This is a genomic window from Klebsiella sp. GFKo11 (genome assembly GCF_056490265.1).
Genome location: NZ_CM151369.1, coordinates 6,275,847 through 6,294,163, shown reverse-complemented (window position 1 = coordinate 6,294,163; position 18,317 = coordinate 6,275,847). Strand labels below are relative to the sequence as shown.

General features: G+C 55.0%; 15 protein-coding genes. 2 read left to right on the top strand and 13 right to left on the bottom strand.

All coding sequences use genetic code 11. The annotated features are described in order from the left end of the window. Positions 1-58: 58 nt before the first annotated feature. From fdoI to fdnG, 3 genes are read right to left on the bottom strand one after another with little or no spacing between them, the layout of a single operon-like run. Entirely contained in the window at positions 59-694 is a 636-nt protein-coding gene (gene fdoI / locus AC07P6_RS30115) for a formate dehydrogenase cytochrome b556 subunit (RefSeq protein WP_110276095.1), read from the bottom strand. Beyond that, on the bottom strand, positions 691-1,593 hold the full coding sequence (gene fdxH, locus AC07P6_RS30110) for a formate dehydrogenase subunit beta (RefSeq protein WP_478315343.1): 903 nt from the start codon (positions 1,591-1,593) through the stop codon (positions 691-693). The genes fdoI and fdxH overlap by 4 nt, the downstream gene beginning before the upstream one ends. 12 nt (positions 1,594-1,605) lie before the next feature. Next, complete coding sequence (gene fdnG, locus AC07P6_RS30105) at positions 1,606-4,656, bottom strand: formate dehydrogenase-N subunit alpha (protein WP_478315342.1); 3,051 nt, start codon at positions 4,654-4,656, stop codon at positions 1,606-1,608. A 155-nt stretch (positions 4,657-4,811) separates the two neighbouring features. Between fdnG and fdhD the strand changes: the two genes are divergently transcribed. Beyond that, on the top strand, positions 4,812-5,648 hold the full coding sequence (fdhD, locus tag AC07P6_RS30100) for a formate dehydrogenase accessory sulfurtransferase FdhD (protein ID WP_478315341.1): 837 nt from the start codon (positions 4,812-4,814) through the stop codon (positions 5,646-5,648). 128 nt (positions 5,649-5,776) lie between these two features. After that, on the top strand, positions 5,777-5,989 hold the full coding sequence (locus tag AC07P6_RS30095; protein WP_112216880.1) for a YdgH/BhsA/McbA-like domain containing protein: 213 nt from the start codon (positions 5,777-5,779) through the stop codon (positions 5,987-5,989). A gap of 154 nt (positions 5,990-6,143) precedes the next feature. Here AC07P6_RS30095 and AC07P6_RS30090 read toward each other — a convergent pair whose 3' ends face one another. The 10 genes from AC07P6_RS30090 to AC07P6_RS30045 form a co-directional block, all read right to left on the bottom strand. Further along, complete coding sequence (locus tag AC07P6_RS30090) at positions 6,144-6,842, bottom strand: oligogalacturonate-specific porin KdgM family protein (protein WP_478315340.1); 699 nt, start codon at positions 6,840-6,842, stop codon at positions 6,144-6,146. A 269-nt stretch (positions 6,843-7,111) separates the two neighbouring features. Beyond that, the gene (locus AC07P6_RS30085) at positions 7,112-7,954 is read right to left on the bottom strand and encodes a PTS system mannose/fructose/sorbose family transporter subunit IID (protein ID WP_478315339.1); all 843 of its coding nucleotides are present in this window, start codon (positions 7,952-7,954) and stop codon (positions 7,112-7,114) included. After that, positions 7,947-8,747, bottom strand: a complete 801-nt coding sequence (locus AC07P6_RS30080; protein ID WP_142512737.1) for a PTS mannose/fructose/sorbose/N-acetylgalactosamine transporter subunit IIC — start codon at positions 8,745-8,747, stop codon at positions 7,947-7,949. Before AC07P6_RS30080 ends, AC07P6_RS30085 begins: the two co-directional genes overlap by 8 nt. An 11-nt stretch (positions 8,748-8,758) precedes the next feature. Then, complete coding sequence (locus AC07P6_RS30075) at positions 8,759-9,256, bottom strand: PTS sugar transporter subunit IIB (RefSeq protein WP_142514950.1); 498 nt, start codon at positions 9,254-9,256, stop codon at positions 8,759-8,761. Between the two features lie 12 nt (positions 9,257-9,268). Beyond that, a complete protein-coding gene (locus tag AC07P6_RS30070) occupies positions 9,269-10,447 on the bottom strand; it encodes a glycoside hydrolase family 88 protein (RefSeq protein ID WP_478315338.1) in 1,179 nt (392 codons plus the stop codon). Next, the gene (locus AC07P6_RS30065) at positions 10,444-10,926 is read right to left on the bottom strand and encodes a PTS sugar transporter subunit IIA (RefSeq protein WP_304254640.1); all 483 of its coding nucleotides are present in this window, start codon (positions 10,924-10,926) and stop codon (positions 10,444-10,446) included. The genes AC07P6_RS30070 and AC07P6_RS30065 overlap by 4 nt, the downstream gene beginning before the upstream one ends. Before the next feature lie 171 nt (positions 10,927-11,097). After that, positions 11,098-13,698, bottom strand: coding sequence for a sigma 54-interacting transcriptional regulator (locus AC07P6_RS30060; RefSeq protein WP_478315337.1), 2,601 nt, complete (start codon positions 13,696-13,698; stop codon positions 11,098-11,100). A gap of 362 nt (positions 13,699-14,060) precedes the next feature. Continuing rightward, entirely contained in the window at positions 14,061-15,806 is a 1,746-nt protein-coding gene (locus tag AC07P6_RS30055; RefSeq protein ID WP_478315336.1) for a putative frv operon regulatory protein, read from the bottom strand. After that, a complete protein-coding gene (locus AC07P6_RS30050; protein WP_478315335.1) occupies positions 15,806-16,876 on the bottom strand; it encodes an aminopeptidase in 1,071 nt (356 codons plus the stop codon). Before AC07P6_RS30050 ends, AC07P6_RS30055 begins: the two co-directional genes overlap by 1 nt. Beyond that, positions 16,866-18,311: a PTS fructose-like transporter subunit IIBC gene (locus AC07P6_RS30045; protein WP_478315334.1), complete on the bottom strand. Its 1,446-nt coding sequence runs from the start codon at positions 18,309-18,311 to the stop codon at positions 16,866-16,868. The genes AC07P6_RS30050 and AC07P6_RS30045 overlap by 11 nt, the downstream gene beginning before the upstream one ends. Positions 18,312-18,317 lie beyond the last annotated feature (6 nt).

The window sequence follows — 18,317 nt, the reverse complement described above, 5'->3', positions numbered from 1 at the left end:
CCGTGCAACTCAGGAAAACGCACTTTGTCAGCAATCTGAAACCACAAAGCACTTCCGCTTACGGCTGGCTCTTATCCTGCTTTTCGCGGACTTCACGGTACCAGCGCGGGTGATGCTTCTTCGCCCACGTCTTCGTGACCCAGCCTTCCACCATCGCGGTAATGGTGCCTTTCACCCATAGAGCGGCGTAAATATGCACCATGATAACCACAATCAACGCTACGGCGGCAAACGAGTGCAGCATTAACGCGAACCGGATCACCGGGATAGAGAACGCTGGCGCAAAGTACGGACGCCAGATGATGACGCCGCTCACCAGCAGCAATACCAGGAAGATAATCGCCGCCCAGAACACGCATTTCTGGCCGAAGTTATAGCGCCCGGTATCCCCCACCTCCTCGTTGACGACGATCTTGCGAATATTCTTCGCCCAGAAAATATCGTCCCGATTGATCAGGTTATGGTGCCAGTAGCGGAAGAACATAATGATGAACGAAGCAAACATGATAACGCCGACAAACGGGTGCAGAATACGCGCCAGCTGCGGAGTACCCATGATTTGCATCAGCCAGTTGAAGGATGGGAAAAAGAACCCCAGCCCGCTCACCGCCGCCAGAATGAAGCAGAAGGCGGTGACCCAGTGGTTGATTCGCTCCGGCGCCGTGTAGCGCACGATGGTGTCACGTCTTTTCATTTGCGCACCTCGTCTTTCTCTTCATCCAGATTATCCTCTTCCTCTTGCGCACGGTTCGGACCGACACCGACGTAGTGGAAGATGCTGGCGGCAAAGGTGGCCGCAAAACCAACGGCGGCCAGCGGTTTCCAGATACCTTTCCAGAACTTCACAGTGGCGCTGATTTCCGGGTTCTCCGGCAGGCCGTGGTACAGATTCGGCTTGTCGGCGTGATGCAGCACGTACATCACGTGCGTGCCGCCAACTCCGGCCGGATCGTACAGTCCTGCGTTGTCGTAACCACGGGTTTTCAGCTCCGCCACGCGCTCGCCTGCCAGTACCTTCATATCCTCTTTGGAGCCAAAGTGGATAGCGCCGGTCGGGCAGGTTTTCACGCAGGCCGGTTCCTGGCCTACGGTTACGCGGTCGACGCACAGCGTACATTTGTAAACGCGGTTATCTTCCGGGTTCAGGCGCGGCACGTTGAACGGACAGCCGGCGATACAGTAGCCGCAGCCAATGCACTGCTCAGACTGGAAGTCGACGATACCGTTGGCGTACTGAATGATTGCCCCTTCCGCCGGACACGCCTTCAGGCAGCCCGGGTCGGCGCAGTGCATACAGCCATCCTTGCGGATCAGCCATTCCAGTTTGTCGTTTTGCTCCACTTCCGAGAAGCGCATCACCGTCCAGGATTTGGCGGTCAGGTCGGCGGGGTTGTCGTACACCCCGACGTTGCTACCGATTTCGTCGCGGATATCGTTCCACTCGGAACAGGCCACCTGACAGGCTTTACAGCCGATGCAGGTGGTGACGTCGATAAGCTTCGCCACCTCTTCCTGATGATTCCGCGCCTGCGGCGCGGGAGTGAAACCGTTAGTGGCGGAACGACGAATAATATCTTGCGATTGATAAGCCATAAGTCGTCTCCGTTACACCTTTTCCACATTCACGAGGAAGGATTTAAATTCCGGTGTCTGTGAGTTCGCATCGCCGACGGACGGTGTCAGGGTATTAGCAATAAACCCTTTCTTCGCCACGCCTTCGTAGCCCCAGTGGATCGGAATACCGATGGTATCGATATCCTTACCGTCTGCTTTCAGCGTGCGAATACGCTTGGTCACCACCGCTTTGGCTTTGATAAAACCGCGGTTAGAGGAGACCTTAACGGTATCGCCGTGAGCAATACCGAGCTTATTTGCAAGCTTCTCGCCGATCTCCACAAACTGTTCCGGTTGCGCGATGGCGTTAAGCAGCGCGTGCTTGGTCCAGTAGTGGAAGTGCTCGGTCAGGCGGTAGGTGGTTCCGACGTACGGGAACTTATCTGCTTTACCCAGAGCCTCTTTGTCGCCCTTAAAGATGCGGGCGGCTGGGTTAGAGATTACGTTCGGGTGCAGCGGGTTGGTGCCTAACGGCGTTTCAAACGGCTCGTAGTGTTCCGGGAACGGGCCTTCCGCCATCTTATCGAGGGCAAACAGACGTCCCATCCCTTCCGGCTGCATGATAAACGGCCCGACATCGCTGCCCGGCGCCGCGGCGCTGTAGTCCGGAATATCCATCCCACCCCACTTCGCGCCGTCCCATTTCAGGATCTGGCGTTTCGGATCCCACGGATTACCCTGTGGGTCAGCAGAAGCACGGTTGTAGAGGATGCGACGGTTAAGTGGCCACGCCCATGCCCAGCCCAGCGTATTACCGAGACCTGACGGGTCGGCGTTATCGCGTCGTGCCATCTGGTTGCCTTCCGGCGTCCAGCTACCGGCGAAAATCCAACAGCCGCTGGCGGTGGTGCCGTCATCACGTAGCTGTGCAAACGAACTGAGCTGCTGGCCTTTCTTGACGATAACCGCGCCGGTAGCCGGGTCGGTAATGTCCGCCAGCGCCTTCCCGTTATTCTCCATTGCCACTTCTTCCGAAGCGGGTTCATGTGGTGTGGAGTAGTTCCAGGTCATGCTCAGCACCTGTTCCGGGTTGGCACCGCTTTGTTCGGCATACATCTTGCGCAGACGCAGGAAGATACCTGCCAGGATCTCGCCATCGGTTACGGCAATCCCTGGGGCATCCGCGCCCTTCCAGTGCCACTGCAGCCAGCGCCCGGAGTTAACGATCGAACCGTTCTCTTCGGCAAAGCAGGTGGATGGCAGGCGGAATACTTCGGTCTGGATTTTCGACGGATCAACATCATTCGACTCACCGTGGTTTTGCCAGAAGGTGGACGTTTCGGTGTTGAGCGGGTCAATCGTCACCAGGAACTTCAGTTTAGACAGTGAAGCAATCGTCTTGTTTTTGTTCGGGAATGAGGCGACGGGGTTGAAGCCCTGGCAGATGTAACCATTGACTTTGCCCTCTTTCATCATCTCGAAGTACTGAAGAACGTCGTACCCTTTGTCCCACTTAGGCAGCCAGTCAAAGCCCCAGCTGTTTTCCGCTGTTGCCTTATCGCCATAGAAGGACTTCATCAACGAAACGAAGAATTTCGGGTAGTTGCCCCAGTAGTTGACCTGATCCTTCAACAGCGGTTTTGGCGTGTTGGCGGTCAGATAAGTTTGCAGGTCAGCCTGTTTTTCGTTCGGCAGCGTCAGATAGCCTGGCAGGCTTTGTGACAGCAAGCCGAGGTCGGTCAGTCCCTGGATGTTGGAGTGACCGCGCAGGGCGTTCACGCCGCCACCCGCCATCCCCATATTACCGAGCAGTAGCTGGATCATCGCCATGGTGCGGATGTTCTGCGAACCAATGGAGTGCTGTGTCCAGCCAAGCGCGTAGAGGAACGACGCGGTTTTATCATGGGCGCTGGTTTCCGCGATGTACTCGCAGACTTTCAGGAAGTCGGCTTTCGGTGTCCCACAGATATTTTCGACAACGTCCGGCGTATAGCGGGAAACGTGCTGCTTCAGCAGGTTCCAGACACAGCGCGGGTGTTGCAGCGTGGTATCACGTTTGGCAAAGCCGTTTTCATCCAGCTCATAGTTCCAGGATGTTTTATCGTACTTGCGGGCTTCGGCGTCGTAGCCGCTGAACAGACCGTCTTCAAAGCTATAATCCTCACGCACGATCAGGCTGGCGTTGGTATAGGCTTCGGTATATTCACGGTTGATTTTTTCATTGTTCAACAGGTACAGGATGACGCCTGACAAGAAGGTAATGTCAGTACCGGAACGAATTGGGGTATAGAAATCAGCCACCGACGCGGTACGCGTAAAGCGCGGATCGATCACAATCAGCTTGGCGCCGTTGTGAATTTTAGCTTCCATCGCCCAGCGGAATCCTACCGGGTGTGCTTCAGCGGCGTTGCCGCCCATCACCACGATAAGGTTGGCGTTCTTGATGTCGACCCAGTGGTTGGTCATCGCACCGCGACCAAATGTTGGAGCAAGACTTGCTACCGTTGGTCCGTGTCAGACACGCGCCTGGTTGTCGACCGCGAGCATACCGAGCGCGCGGGAGAATTTCTGGGTTAAATAGCCGGTTTCATTACTTGAAGCGGAAGCGCACAGCATCCCGGTGGAAAGCCAGCGGTTTACGGTGACGCCTTCGGCGTTTTGTGCAACATAGTTGGCATCGCGGTCTTCTTTCATCAGCTTAGCGATGCGATCGAACGCATCATCCCAGCTGATTTGCTGCCATTTATCTGAGCCTGGTGCGCGATATTCCGGGAATTTCAGGCGGCTTTCAGAGTGGATAAAGTCCACCAGACCGGCCCCTTTCGGACAGAGCGCACCACGGTTGACTGGGTGGTCCGAGTCACCTTCGATATGGAAGATAGACGCTTTGGCGTTTTTTGCGCCGTCGCCGAGACTGTACATTAACAGCCCGCAGCCGACGGAACAGTAAGTGCAGGTGTTACGGGTTTCGCGGGTACGCAGCAACTTGTACTGCCGTGTTTCCGCGAGCGCTAAACCGGGCGCAAAGCCCAGCGCAGCCGCCGTGGTTCCTGCCATACCGCCAGCGCAGATCTTAAAGAACTGCCTTCTGCTGACCTGCATGGTTCGCTCCTTGTTTCGACATTGTCACATATAGTTATTTGCTTTGCGGTAAGGGCCGCAAAGGTTCAGAATTAGGGTAATTTCCCTCGTTCCTGGAGGGATATAAACAGAATACCACATTGTGTGTATGCCTGTTCCAATACGGTTAAGACAAAGTGAATAAGAACCCTCTCGAACAAGTCAAAAGTGTGACAGATGTCACAGGTTATCGTCAGGTTATGCTCTGGAAACGCGAAGATCTGCAACATCCTCATCCAGACGAGTTAGCTGAAGAAGTACCTGTTGCTCTGGTTTATAACGGCATCTCGCACGTCGTGATGATGGCGACGCCGAAGGATCTGCAGCAATTCGCCGTGGGATTTTCCTTATCCGAAGGGATTATAGAAAATCGACGTGAAATTTATGCGATGGATGTCGTACAGGCTTGCAATGGCCTGGAAGTACAAATTGAGCTGTCCAGCCGCCGTTTTATGGGATTGAAAGAGCGCCGTCGCGCGCTGGCCGGGCGCACTGGCTGTGGCGTATGCGGCGTTGAGCAGCTCAACGATATCGATAAGCCGGTGCAGCCGCTGCCGTTTACCCAGACGTTCGACCTGGCGAATCTCGATCGCGCACTGGCGCATCTGAACGATTTCCAGCCGATAGGTCGCCTGACCGGCTGTACGCATGCCGCGGCCTGGGTTCGTCCTTCCGGCGATCTCTTGGGCGGCTATGAAGACGTGGGTCGTCATGTGGCGCTGGATAAACTCCTCGGACGCCGCGCGGAACTGGGGGATGCCTGGCACAATGGCGCCGCGTTAGTCTCCAGTCGCGCCAGTTATGAAATGGTGCAGAAGGCGGCTATGTGCGGAGTGGAAATCCTGTTTGCGGTTTCTGCCGCTACGATGCTGGCAGTAGAAGTTGCCGAGCGCTGCAACCTGACGCTGGTGGGATTCTGCAAGCCGGGCAGGGCGACTATTTATACTCATCCACAGCGGTTAATTGCGGGTTAAATTTAAGTCAAATTTTTTGAATGATGACAACAAATCCTTCCGCTTTTTGTTTGCTGATGTGAGGGCTATTATTTATCACATCAAGGCACAGCGCCTTATCTAAACAACTAACGTAAAGGGTTTATATCATGAAAAGCATCAAAACTTTTGTCGCAGTTATCGCTCTGGCCGCTTCTTTTGGTTCCTTCGCTGCTGAAACCGTGACCGCTACCGCTATGACTATCGACGGCGCAGAAGCGCAAATCGCCGCTCAGGCCCAGGCTGCTGGCGCGTCGTCTTACAAAATTACCGAAGCATTTACCGGTAACCGCGTGCACATGACAGCGGAACTGAACAAATAAGCTTAAAGCTACTGTCGAAAGAGCGCCTCAGGGCGCTTTTTTTTGTTTTTATGAAATAGATAATATGTTGATATTATGGGTATTGTAGGCCGGGCAAGGCGTTAGCCTCCGCCCGGCAGAAATGCGGGCACAATAGCTTGTGTCCTGGTTGCATTTAATCGAAGTAATAGCGAATTCCGAGGCGGAATCGCACTTGATTGTCATGATTCTGGTCTTGATCCAGCCAGGCGACTTCCGCATAAGGAAGCCAGTGCTTATCAACACGGTAGCGTGCCACGATGCTCGGTTCCCAGTGGGTTTTCTGCCCGTTAGAAGCATTGAAGTCGTTAGTGTTAACGAAAAATTCCGGGTTGAGCTGGAGCCACAGCTTCTCTGTCGCCTGGTAATTCAGGAACAGGTCGAACTGATGGCTGTCGTTATAATCCATCTCGCCATTATAATCGCGCTCTTTATGGGTCATATGGTTATAGCGATAGCGGCTGCTAAAACTTAATGTTTTACTGATTTTATAATCGAGGCTGATATAAGGAGCTAGCTTCGTCCCATTACTATCAATATCGGTTAATCCCCCCGGCGTCAGCGTCCATTTTTCATTAAGCGGAATGGGATACCAACCTTCAAACTCCTGAAAAGAGCTTTTCATTTGATTAAAGTCTTGCCCGAGATCGTACATAGCAGAAGCCAGTACTCCTGCGCCGTTATCAAATATATGGCCCAGACCTATTTTGTACTGATTTTTCTCAGCGGCCGTGGTATGTGCGTAGCGATTATCAACCCAGGTGGCTGCGGCAAATACGTTTAGCGTAAAGCAGGACAGCGGTATGCCTATCAACAGCGTGCGTAATATTTTCATTTTTATTCCTGTGGGATTTATTGAGTGTCATTATTTTTCGAATAAATACAATTACTGCGTCAGAATATAAAATCCTTAAATAAATATATTGATTGTAATATTTCTGGTTGTTATTCGATGCTGACGATTTTTCTACTTAAACATTAATCATTTATAGGGCTTTTGTAGCCCGGATAGGCGCAACGCGCCGCCTCCGGGAAATAACCAGCAGCGTGCTTCTGTCCGGGCTACCTGTTCTATCCCTTTATTGCAGGGAGCTTGATGACAAATTAAATTATCCCAACGCCAGCCGCCGCAAAGCCAAAGACAATTAACATAATTAATACCTTATTTGGGCTAACCTTTTTATTCAGCAGCTTCAGGCAGCCCAGAACTAAAAGCAGAGGTATCAGCCCGACGCAAATTTTGTCGAGGATCTCCTGCAGCACAAAGGGCTGCCCGGCGATGGTCGTTTTGAAGGTGGTAGTAAACTTCACCATGCTGGCGCTCATTGCCCCCACCATCATCAAGCCCATCATCGCCGAGGCTTTCGTTATACAGCCCAGCAGCCTAGACTGCGTTGCTTCGGCAATGTATTTTGATCCCAGACGGTAGCCCATTACCCCGCCGTAATAGCGCAGCAGATAGCTGGGAATATTGTAAATCAGCAGGAACAGCAGCGGCCCCAGCGGGTTACCCTGCGACGCCAGACCAATGGCGATCCCGGTGGCGATAATGCGCAGCACGCCGTAGAAGAAGGAATCCCCGACTCCTGCGAATGGTCCCATTAGCGCCACTTTGATGCCGTTAATACTGGAAGTATCAAAGTTCGGATTGGCTGCGTTCTCTTTCTCCATCGACAGCGTCAGGCCCATAATAAACGGCGCTAAATGCTGGTTGGTATTGAAGAACTGGCTGTTACGTTTGAGCGACTCAGTATAGCGATGCGGGTCGCCAGCATAGATTTTTTTCAGCATCGGCGCGATGGCCCAGCCGTAGCTCAATCCCTCCATGCGGGTGAAGTTCATCGAACCCAGCAACTGGAACTGACGGAAGAACAGCTGGCGGAACATCTTTTTCTCACTCTTGCTGTCGCTGTACGCGCTCACTGCGTTGTTATGGATATCAGTCATTGAAGAACCCATCCTTATCGTCAACTGACGGGGTCGCGGCGGTCGCCGCTTGTTTGTTCGCTTTAAGCTGGTTGAACTCGTTAAAGCACAGATAAACGGCAACGGACGCGGCAATAATCGCAATGCCCATGATCGGCAACTGCAGATAGGCCGCCATGGCAAAGCCGATAAAGAAGAACGCCGCGATGTTCCGGTTCCATAGCGCCTTGAGCAGAATGGCGAATCCCAGCGCTGGCAAAATGCCGCCTACCGCAGTCATTCCGCGCATGACGGTATCCGGGATGCTCTCGACCAGGCTGCGGATAACATCGGTGCCGAACAAAATACCGAAGAACGCCAGCACCGCGAACGGCACGCCGTAAAACATCGTCATACCGAACGTGATGCCGAGCGCGGCACGGTCGCGCCCCTCTTCAAGCAATGCGTCATATTTCTCGACCAGGGCGGTATAAACCAGCTTCAGCACCTGGTAGACAAACACCGCCAGCAGGCTGATGGGCAGCGCCAGCGCAACGGCCACCGCCGGTTCCGCGTGGGTAAGGATGGTAAACGCGGTAGCCAGCACCGAACCCACCGCCAGATCTGCGGGAACGGAGCCGCCGATGGTGATGGTGCCAAGGAAAATCAGCTCCAGCGTGGCGCCGATAATAATGCCCTGCTGGACATCACCCAGCACCAAACCGACCATCGCGCCGCAGATCAGCGGTCGTTCGATTAACGGTTGGCCCAGGGTATGGTCGGCGAACTTGGCGATATACATCACCAACGCGACAAGTAATGCAGACGTTAACATAGCGACCTCGCTTAGTTGGCGGCGTTATCCAGCATCTCAATCAGGTTTTTCACCGGGTGAGAAGGCAGGACCTGATATTCAACGGCCACGCCGCGGTCGGCGATGGCGTGGAAATCCGCCACATCTTCCGGCGTCACGTAGACGGTGTCACTTATGCGCTTTTTCGCCGCCAGATTGTCGGTAATGCGTCCGAAGTTGGCGACGTTCAGAGTTTTTATCCCCGACACCTGCTCGACCAGACGGCGGGCATCGGCAGCATTGTTTACGATCACCATAATTTTCATCGCTTCCGAACGTGGGTCGTTAAGCACATCGCCCGCGTCTTTCACCGCCATAATGGCGCACTTGGCGGTATCGGGAGCCGCCATGCGCAGCGACATTTTTTGCACTTCGTTATTCACGATCTGGTCATTGGCGACCAGAATGCGGTTCACGCCCAGATGCTTGGTCCAGACCACGGCAACCTGTCCGTGGATCAAACGATCATCAATACGTACTAAAGAAATCATGTGTAGCTCCAGTTAGCAAAAGTAGGGGGTCCAGACGCGGGAAAGGCGAACCAGGGCTTCGAAATAAAAATAATCGCCCCAGAGGTTTGGTTCGTTAATACCCATATTGCGGCCAAAGTTGTAAACGCCTTCGCGCAGCAGGCCGTCCTGCGCGTGGGCAAAGTAATGCTCGCGTAAATTGCGCATCATCAAGTCGATAGCGTTGGCGTAGGCCGGACGCAGCGGGTCGGTTAGCGGCAGCAGCTTCAGCAATTCCGCCAGACCGCAGGCGGCGATCGCCGCCGCAGACGTGTCCCGGTACTGGTTATCTTCAGCGGTAAAAATCAGATCCCAGTAGCAGACAAAATCGTCCGGTAAGCGGTTAAGAAAATAGTGCACCAGGCGGCGAGAGAGCTCGGGTTGCCAGGCATCGCCGGTATGGGCATATCCCAGCGCGAAACCGTAAATTCCCCACGCCTGACCGCGTGACCAGCAGGAGCTGTCGCTGAATCCCTGATGCGTATCGCCGCGCAGCGGCTGGCCGCTATTCACATCCATATAAAACGTATGAAAGGTCGATGCGTCTTCACGCACCAGATAGCGCGCAGCCTGCGCCAGATGGCGACTGGCGGCTTCCCGCCACTGTGCGTTACCGGTCTCGTCGGCGGCCCAAAACAGCAGTGGGACATTGAGGTTGCAGTCAATAATCATCCGCCCCTGACGCGCCGGGTCGTTTAAATCCCCCCATGCCTGAATCACGCCCGCCGTGGCGTTAAAGCGGCGATACAGCTGCTCGGCGGCGCGCAGGGCGAGTTCGCGGGCGCGCAGGTTGCCGGTGAGCTTCCAGGCATTAACGCAGGAGAGCAGATAGAGAAAGCCGAGGTCGTGGGTATCCACTTTGATCTGCTTATCGAGCCGCTCTTCAAAGCTGTCGAGCAGGCTTTCCGCCACCGCGCGGTATTTTTCATCGCCGGTCACCTCCCAGGCGAGCCATAGCATCCCGGTCCAGAATCCCTCGGTCCAGTCGACTTTCTCCACGCTTGCGTAACAGCCATGGGTAGCGCTGGCGGCGGGAAACGTTGCCGTAAAGCGCGGCAGCATGGCATCGAGTTGGCCCAGCACTTCAGCGATGGCTTCGTCGAGCCATCTCTTATCCAGCCCCGGCTGCGGTGAGAAGTAGCGGGTATCAAGCGCTTCGAGTGCGATAGTCACAGGTTTTCCTCCCCGGCAAAAAAATCGTCAATATCGTCCTGGGTCTGCTGCTGCGTTGCCTGGCGCGCCGAGATGATTTCCGGCAACCGGTTCATGTACTGCATCGCCCCGCTGGCGGCGGCAACTGCCTCCTGAAGCCGCTGCGCGGTATCAGGGTGTTCCGACATGCAAAACTCCATCAACATAATCAGGTTGGCGCCGCTGATAACGTGGGCGTGAGGGTATTTGACCATCATCTGCACGGCGGTATTGTTGACGCTGCCGCCGGGCATATCGGTAAACAGCACCAGTTCATTGCCACGACCGGCGGCCTGTTGAGCGATGGCGTCAAAGCGGGCTGCCAGCTCTGCCGTTGAGCCAATTTCGCCGCAGTAGGCGCAAACGGGCGTGACGCCGTGGTCGTCACCAATCAGCAGATTTAACGCTGAGACAATCCCTTCGGCATAGCGGCCATGAGTTGCGATGTACATCTCTCGCATTTCGCGTTCCTTAATCTTTTCAGGTATCTGCCAGGGATTTTGCAATCAGCGTGCCATGTTTATATTTGTTTGTTTTTAAAGGTGAAAAATTAATTTTTGGACGCTAATTTCAGTGTTGAAATGGGCGGGTAACCAGTGTCGACGGGGCCAGCCGAAGCTGGCGGCGGGAGGTTAATTGATGGGGTCAAAGGCGATCCATGGCTCCATGATTTCATAGATCATCAGCACTTCGGTGAGCGGCAGGGTGATATTGTATTTACGATTCAGCGCCTGGAAAAAGGTGTCGTGTACGGCGACAAACGCCTGCTGATCCAGCGTCAGCTCCGCCTCTTCTCGATGGCGCACGCCGTTATTGACCATTACCCGCTCAATCATCAGCGCGATATGCATAAACAGATTGATGCGCAGGTAGCTTTCAAAATGGATTTTGTAGAAGGATTCATACTGTTTAATCACCGCTTCGACTTCATCAATAATCACCACCGGATTAAGGAAGTTGAGACGGCTGGCGACGCCTTCGACGGTAAACAGCTTCACGACTTCATCAATCATCGGCTCCAGACCGCCTTCCATCAGCAGCCCGTTGAAGTAGTCGCGCTTTAACACCAGCGTCTTTTCTTTAATCAACTGCTCTACGCTTAGCAGCGGAATATAGCCCGCTTCCAGATCGGTGGTCGTGATGATAAGCCGGGTGCCGTTTAGCGCCGGGTCGGCGTGGGCGATTTTCCACTTCAGATCGTCATACTCCATCGTAATGATGTCGATCTCCTCCTGCGCCAGAAATCGCTGGACGATATCTTTCAGCTTGCGGGAGATCCCTTCGCCGGAGATGCAGGAGATAATGATTTTATTCCCCGGCAAGATCCCGGCGTAGTAGCGAGTTTCAACCTCATACGCCCCTTTGGCGCTCTCAATAATTGCCTCCATCGACAGTTTGTCCTGAATTTTGGCGGCAATATCCAGCGCCATGGCGGTGCTGACGTTGTTGATAACCAACAGTTCACCATGCAGGTGAAGCTTAATTTCTTCGTAGATCTCTTTTAGCGACCCCATATCCACCAGGATAATCAGCCCGCCCCCTTGTTTGAGGCGCGAGACGTGGGCAATCAGCAGGTCGATGATTTCCCTGGTGGAGGTCGCGTTGGCCATATCGAAGGCTTTAAAGTAGTAGCCGCCGGTCAACTGATTGGCGATACCGGCAATGCTCGATGCGGTGGCGCGACCGTGGGAAACGATAATGCCCTGAATGGGGTCGTCTTCACCGGCCAGGGTATGAAAAGCGCAGCTTAACAGCGGCAGCATGAGGGGCAGCGGCTGGTGGGTGACGTGTTTGTTCAGCAAGGCGAGGCACTCTTCCGCCAGCAGGCGCGCCTTCGCGGAAACATAGTCGGAAATCGTCTGTAGCTCGCTCGCGTTGACCGCCTCCTGAGGAGTATGCAGCGCATAGCTGACGCAGAGCCAGACGGCTTTGCGGATCTCCTGGCTACAGCTGATGCCGGTCAGGCTCTCCAGCTCGTTCAACGCATGAGCGGTGTTCTGCCAGATATAGCCGCTATACAGCGACTCGGCGGCAACCGCGCCGCTGACCGTGGTCAGCAGCTGTTCCATTTTGCGATTCAGCAACAGCACGTTACCGCTATGGCAAAAGTCGCGAAAAATAACCGCATCGTGCATCGCTTTTGGCAGCAGCTGGCTGACATTAAGCGCATCATCAGGGTTAGCGGTAATTCTGATTATTTCGCCGCCGGACGAGGGGCCGCCTAGCGTAATCACTGCGGCCTCGCGATTATCGCTCCAGGCGCTGGCGCACATGACTTTGATCTGATTTTTTAGCTCGCCGATATTGCCGCGCACCGGCGAGGTTACCAGTTGATGCATGAGCGGATTATCGAGATGAATATCCCGGCGCAGGCTGAGCGCTTCCTGATGCAAAAAATGGCTAACCTGAGCGACGCGCTCGGTGAGCGGGCGCGAAATATAGTTGGGCAGCGTCACGCGCACCGGGATTCGGCGGCGAAAAGTGTTGAGCAGGACGGTGTCGATATTCTCCGTGGTGGCGAAAATAAAGCGCAGCGACGCCGGATGGCGCGTGCGGTTATCGCCGAGACGATAGAAATAGCCTTTGTCCATAAACAGAAACAGCTTCTCCTGGTTCTCAGCCGACAGCCGATGGACCTCATCGAGAAACAGAAACCCGCCATCTGCATCATCAAAGGCTCCGCGCTTTTCGCGGTCGGCCCCGGTGAACGCACCGCGCGTATAGCCGAAAAGCGTTGCCGAAAGCAGCTCCGGGTTATTGGCGTAGTCGGCACAGTTCAGTTCAACGAACGGCTTATCCGCCGCAATGACGTTGCGCTCCACGGCATATTGATAAATCAGCGCCGCCAGATGGCTCTTACCGACGCCGCTTTCCCCGGAGAGCAGGACAGGCAGACCGTCGCCGGGATAATCCACCGCCGAGCGGCAAAGCGCGATTGCTTCCGCCAGGCTCCCCTGTACGCCGATCAACTGCTGAAAGGCGTCGTGCTTTTTCGACACTATGCGAGACGCCTGCGCGTTTTTTACGCCATTTTGCTGCACAAAGAAGCGAACCGGGCGGGTATTTTCTTTACTCAGATGGCCGTCATCGCACAGCCTGTTGAGGTAATGACTGATGACGCTGCGGTTAACCTGCATAAAGTCAGCGCAGTCCTGAGCCGTGAAACCTGCGGGTTTCTGCGCATAATGGGTGAGTATTTTGTGAAATAACTTTTCTTTCGCCGACAGCGCCATTTTTCAGTGTTCCGCATAGAGTAGAAAATAGCGTCGAATTAATTTAGACACTAGACACTACTGTTTTCATTAGACACTGAATACTTTCCACGCCACGAATTAAAAATGAAACTACGTTTTGATTGGAATGTGATGGAGATCGCCACACATTTTGCAGGGGGGTAAAACAGGGGGCGGCGATAGTTAAGGTTTGAAGAGCTTTTGAGATTGATGACAATAGGGTGCCCGCATTTTTTGCCGGGTGGCGGCTAGCGCCTTACCCGGCCTACAAACCCATACTCCGTAGGCCCGCGCAAGCGAAGCGCCGCCGGGCAATTCCAGAGAATCGCACTTTGTCAGCAATCTGAAAGTTCTGAAGAGCTTTACTCCCGGAGCAGCGCAATAAATGCTTCATACCCCGCCAGTCCCGCAATAGTGTCCGCCGGATGACGGCACAGCACGCTGGATAAATAGCTAAAGATTTTTAACTCGTGGCGCGCGTCGGCGGCGGCACAGGCGATGAGCACATGGCTGACCGGCTCGTTATTGACCTGCATGGGGCGCGCGAGGGTGATAAAGAACCCGCGAAAGCGGCGCTCCTGCTCGCTCCAGCAGTGGGGGATCGCCAGGCGATTCACAATCAGGTTTTCGCCCTCATGCTCCCTGGCGCAGATGCGCAGCGCCTCGTCTTCGGTGATATGACCCTGTGCGACAAGCTGTCCGCAAATTCGGCCGATAATCTCCTGCCAGCTTTCGCCCGCCGCATTGGCGTAATGGAAGCTGCCCTGCTGTGAAAAGAAACGCTCAGGCTGCTGGCGGATAAAGGCCGTGGCGAGGAAATTTTTAATCTGCTCGGTACCGGCTGCGGTGATAATGTTTTTGATGGTAAGAACATTTTTTAAAGCATCATCAAGCAGATAGTGGCTATTGTTGATGATTAATAGCGGAGTGACCTCTTCGCTGATGGCGCTTAATTCGCCCGCGCTGCGCGCAATAATCACCCGGCAATTCAGCACATCCCGCTCAATCGCCTGCTGATTAATAGTGGCGATGGCGTTCTGATCGGAGAGCAAAATAATCGGCTGGCGCTCGTTCTGATGCCGTTCCAGAGCACAGGCAAAATAGAGCCCAATCAGGTCGCTGTCGAACAGAGGAATATCCAACTGTTCGCGAAGCCGGGCGATAAAGCGCAGGCTCATGTCGAAGGCGGCGGGCCAGGCGGCCTTCAGGTTGTTCATGCTGCCCTGTCGATGTTCCGGGATCCATACCGGGGCGGCGACGCAGCGCAGGAGGTGACCGGTAATATTTTCGACTAGCTGTTCGTCGATAATATTCAGCGGGGTGACGCCGGGTAGCGATTTTAGCAGCGACACGACGCCCTCTTCGGAAATCGCAGCGGTATGCTGTTGCTGCATTTCCAGCAGCCCAACCAGCGTGCTGAACGCCTTGTCGCCGAGATAAATTCCTGCCTGCTCCACCGCATTATTAAGCGCACTATGCTGACACTCAGGCCAGGCGGTGGCGAGCTGGTTGCGCAGGGCATAAACGGCAAGCACCACGCTTGCGAGATACTCTCCGGAAACCAGCGTAAAAGCATGCAGATTTTCACAGGCCTGCTGAAGCTGAGCGATGTTCTCGCGCGTCATGCCCGGCAGGGGAATCAACAGCGGATCTTTTTTTAGCAGATTCGCCAGCAGGATAAGGCGCTTATCTTCAGGCTCATCAATAAAGTGCCCGACGCCGGGACGGCTTGCGATGCAGAAGGCGCGTTCGTAGCGCTGCTTCAGGCGCGGCAACCTGTCGGCGACCCAGGTCTCCGGTAAATTCAGCGTCGCGGCGAGCTGCACGCGGGTGGTAAATGGGTTAAGCAGTAATATCGCCAGCAACCGGTCATCATTATCATGACGTTGTAAAAGCTGGAAATAGCCGCGCCGGTCGACAATATCCAACTGGTAGCCCGCACCGCCGCCGGGGTGAATGCGGGCCTTACCGCTGAAGGTAAAGTTGAGGTAATCAATATCGCGCAGGATCGTGCGGCTCGACACGCCAGTTTGTCGCGCCAGTTCGCCCAGCAAGCAGGGCTGCTGTTCGAGAATCTCCGCGACCTTTAACTGGCGTTCCGATAGCATTATCTCACCTGGCGAAAGTCAGTGAAGGCTTTGACCTTATCCGCCGTCAGCGAGGCCAGCAGCTCGCGCACCAGGGTAAACAGTGCGTCATAATCTTTTGCCGAAACCATGCCGCTGTTGGCGTGCAGATAGCGGGTCGGCAGGCACAGCGCCGCCACCGGACGACCGCCGCCCATCACATTGTAGCGTCCACCGTCCGTTGCCCCGGTTTTCATGGTGCAGAACTGCAATGGGGCTCCGCTGTCTCCGGCGCTCTGTTTTAAGGCGGCGACCAGCTGCTGGTTGGGGAAATAGCGCTTATCAAACAGCATCAGCCCCGGCCCGTCGCCGAGCTTCAACGGATATTTGATGCTGTCGATGCCGGGCACGTCGCCCGCCACCGCAGTATCCAGCACGATAACCACGTCGGGTTTGATATGCTCCGCTGAGGTTTGCGCCCCGCGCAGCCCCACTTCTTCTTCAACGCTGCCGACGCCGTACAGGGTGATTTCGGGGTTATCTACCGCCTGTAAAAGTTCTGCCATCAGGGCGCAACCCACGCGGTTATCCAGCGCTTTGCCGACGACTTTATCGTCGCCCCAGCGGGCAAAGTTCGCTTCCGGACTGATGAAATCGCCGATCGCAATGCCGCGTTTTTCCACCTCTTCGCGGCTGCTCGCGCCAATATCGATGAACATCTCATCAAACGACAGCGGCTGCTGTTTCTGCTTTTCCGTCAGGGCGTGCGGTGCCACGGAGCCAATCACGCCGGGGATTTTTACCCCCGCGCGGCTACGCACGGTCACCCGGTGATTGAGCATCGACTGACTCCACCACCCGCCAATGGTGGTGAAACGGATAAAACCGCTCTCGTCAATATGCGTCACCATAAAGCCCACTTCATCCATATGCCCGACGATGGCGACTTTCGGCCCGCGCGTTCCTTTGCGGGCGACAAAGCTGCCGAGGCCGTCAAAGGTGATTTCATCCACGCACGGTTCCAGCGTATTGATCAAAATCGAGCGAACTTCCTGTTCATCACCGCTGACGGCGCTGGCTTCGCATAACTGCTGTAGTAACTCAATGTTCATGGACAAGCTCCTGCTGCGCGGCTTTACGTTTGAGCCACAATCCTTTCAGAATGATGATTAGCGAAATGTTTAGTGCTAGGCCTATCGCCAGCACCAGATAAAATGACCCTACAGGCGACATCAGGCCGATCAGCGGGTCAAAGATACCTAAACCCGGCGCCAGACGTTTGATTCCGAAGGCGATCACCAGCATCCCGGTAATGCCGCCGGAGAGCGTATTGGCGGTAATCATCGGCAGCGGCGCGGCCAGCGCGTAAGGAATTGCCGGTTCGGTAGCGACGGTTGCACCGACCACAATCGCGCTGCTGGCGGCGGCCTTCTCCTGCTGCGTAAACAGCTTCGGTGCGATATAGGTGGCGATACCTGCGGCGACGGGCGGCATCAGCGCCACCACGCCAACGATGGCGTACCAGTCATAGATATGTTTTTCCAGCAGCGAGAAGCAGAAGAACCACGCGGTTTTGTTGATCGGTCCGCCCATGTCGAACGCCAGCATCGCGCCAACAAGGAAAGCTGCGCCCATTTTCATGGATGGCGGAATAGTGTTCAGGAAGTGCAGCAGGCCACCCATGATGTCGGACATCACCGGGCCGACGACGTAGTACGTCAGCACGCCAAATACAAGCAGAGTGACGAACGGGATCAGCATTGAGCCGAGCAGCGGCTGAAGCGCCTTGCCGAGACGTACCTTGCGAAACCATAACACGAAGTAGCCGATTGCCAGTCCCAGCACTACCGCGCCGAGAAATCCCGCGCCGGATTGCGTACCCAGCAGCCCTTTATCGTTCGCCAGATAGCACACCAGAAACGCCGGGGCGAACGCGGGTTTATCACCAATCGACCAGGCGATGTACGCGCCCATAATCGGGATCATAAAGGTGAAGCCGAGATAGCCGATGGATTCGACGACCCAGGTAAACGACGGCGCGCCTTTCGACATGTCGGTATAGGGCAAACCAAACTGCACCAGCATGTTGGCAATGGCAACCAGAATACCACCGCCGATAACAAACGGCAGCGCGGCAGAAACCCCCGCCATCAGGTGGCTCATCACGCTACCCTGCTGCACATCCTGTTTGCCCAGCTTGACGCCGCTATCGGCGGCAAAAAGCTGCGAATGAGAGGGCAACTGGGTAAAGATCTGATCGATATTTTTCAACGCCTGGGAAATGGCGATCTCATAAACCTTTTTCCCGGCAAAGCGCGCGCGATCATCCGCGCTTAAGCCGCGTCCTGTCGCCAGAATCACGTAATCCGCAGCGGCAATCTCTTCATTGGTCAGGCGGTTTTCGACGCCGCTTGAGCCCTGGGTTTCAACTTTTATCGTATGGCCGAGCGAACGCGCTTTTTGCTCCAGCGCTTCCGCCACCATGTAAGTGTGGGCGATACCGGCGGGACAGTTGGTGACCGCCACTAAACGCAAGGATGACTCCATAGCCGC

Bases quoted from the DNA above. Each gene is read 5' to 3' on its own strand.
- AC07P6_RS30060 (WP_478315337.1), bottom strand. From the start codon at position 13,698: ATGGCGCTGTCGGCGAAAGAAAAGTTATTTCACAAAATACTCACCCAT.
- AC07P6_RS30065 (WP_304254640.1), bottom strand. From the start codon at position 10,926: ATGCGAGAGATGTACATCGCAACTCATGGCCGCTATGCCGAAGGGATT.
- AC07P6_RS30095 (WP_112216880.1), top strand. From the start codon at position 5,777: ATGAAAAGCATCAAAACTTTTGTCGCAGTTATCGCTCTGGCCGCTTCT.
- AC07P6_RS30055 (WP_478315336.1), bottom strand. From the start codon at position 15,806: ATGCTATCGGAACGCCAGTTAAAGGTCGCGGAGATTCTCGAACAGCAG.
- AC07P6_RS30050 (WP_478315335.1), bottom strand. From the start codon at position 16,876: ATGAACATTGAGTTACTACAGCAGTTATGCGAAGCCAGCGCCGTCAGC.
- AC07P6_RS30045 (WP_478315334.1), bottom strand. From the start codon at position 18,311: ATGGAGTCATCCTTGCGTTTAGTGGCGGTCACCAACTGTCCCGCCGGT.
- fdxH (WP_478315343.1), bottom strand. From the start codon at position 1,593: ATGGCTTATCAATCGCAAGATATTATTCGTCGTTCCGCCACTAACGGT.
- AC07P6_RS30085 (WP_478315339.1), bottom strand. From the start codon at position 7,954: ATGACTGATATCCATAACAACGCAGTGAGCGCGTACAGCGACAGCAAG.
- AC07P6_RS30075 (WP_142514950.1), bottom strand. From the start codon at position 9,256: ATGATTTCTTTAGTACGTATTGATGATCGTTTGATCCACGGACAGGTT.
- AC07P6_RS30090 (WP_478315340.1), bottom strand. From the start codon at position 6,842: ATGAAAATATTACGCACGCTGTTGATAGGCATACCGCTGTCCTGCTTT.
- fdoI (WP_110276095.1), bottom strand. From the start codon at position 694: ATGAAAAGACGTGACACCATCGTGCGCTACACGGCGCCGGAGCGAATC.
- AC07P6_RS30080 (WP_142512737.1), bottom strand. From the start codon at position 8,747: ATGTTAACGTCTGCATTACTTGTCGCGTTGGTGATGTATATCGCCAAG.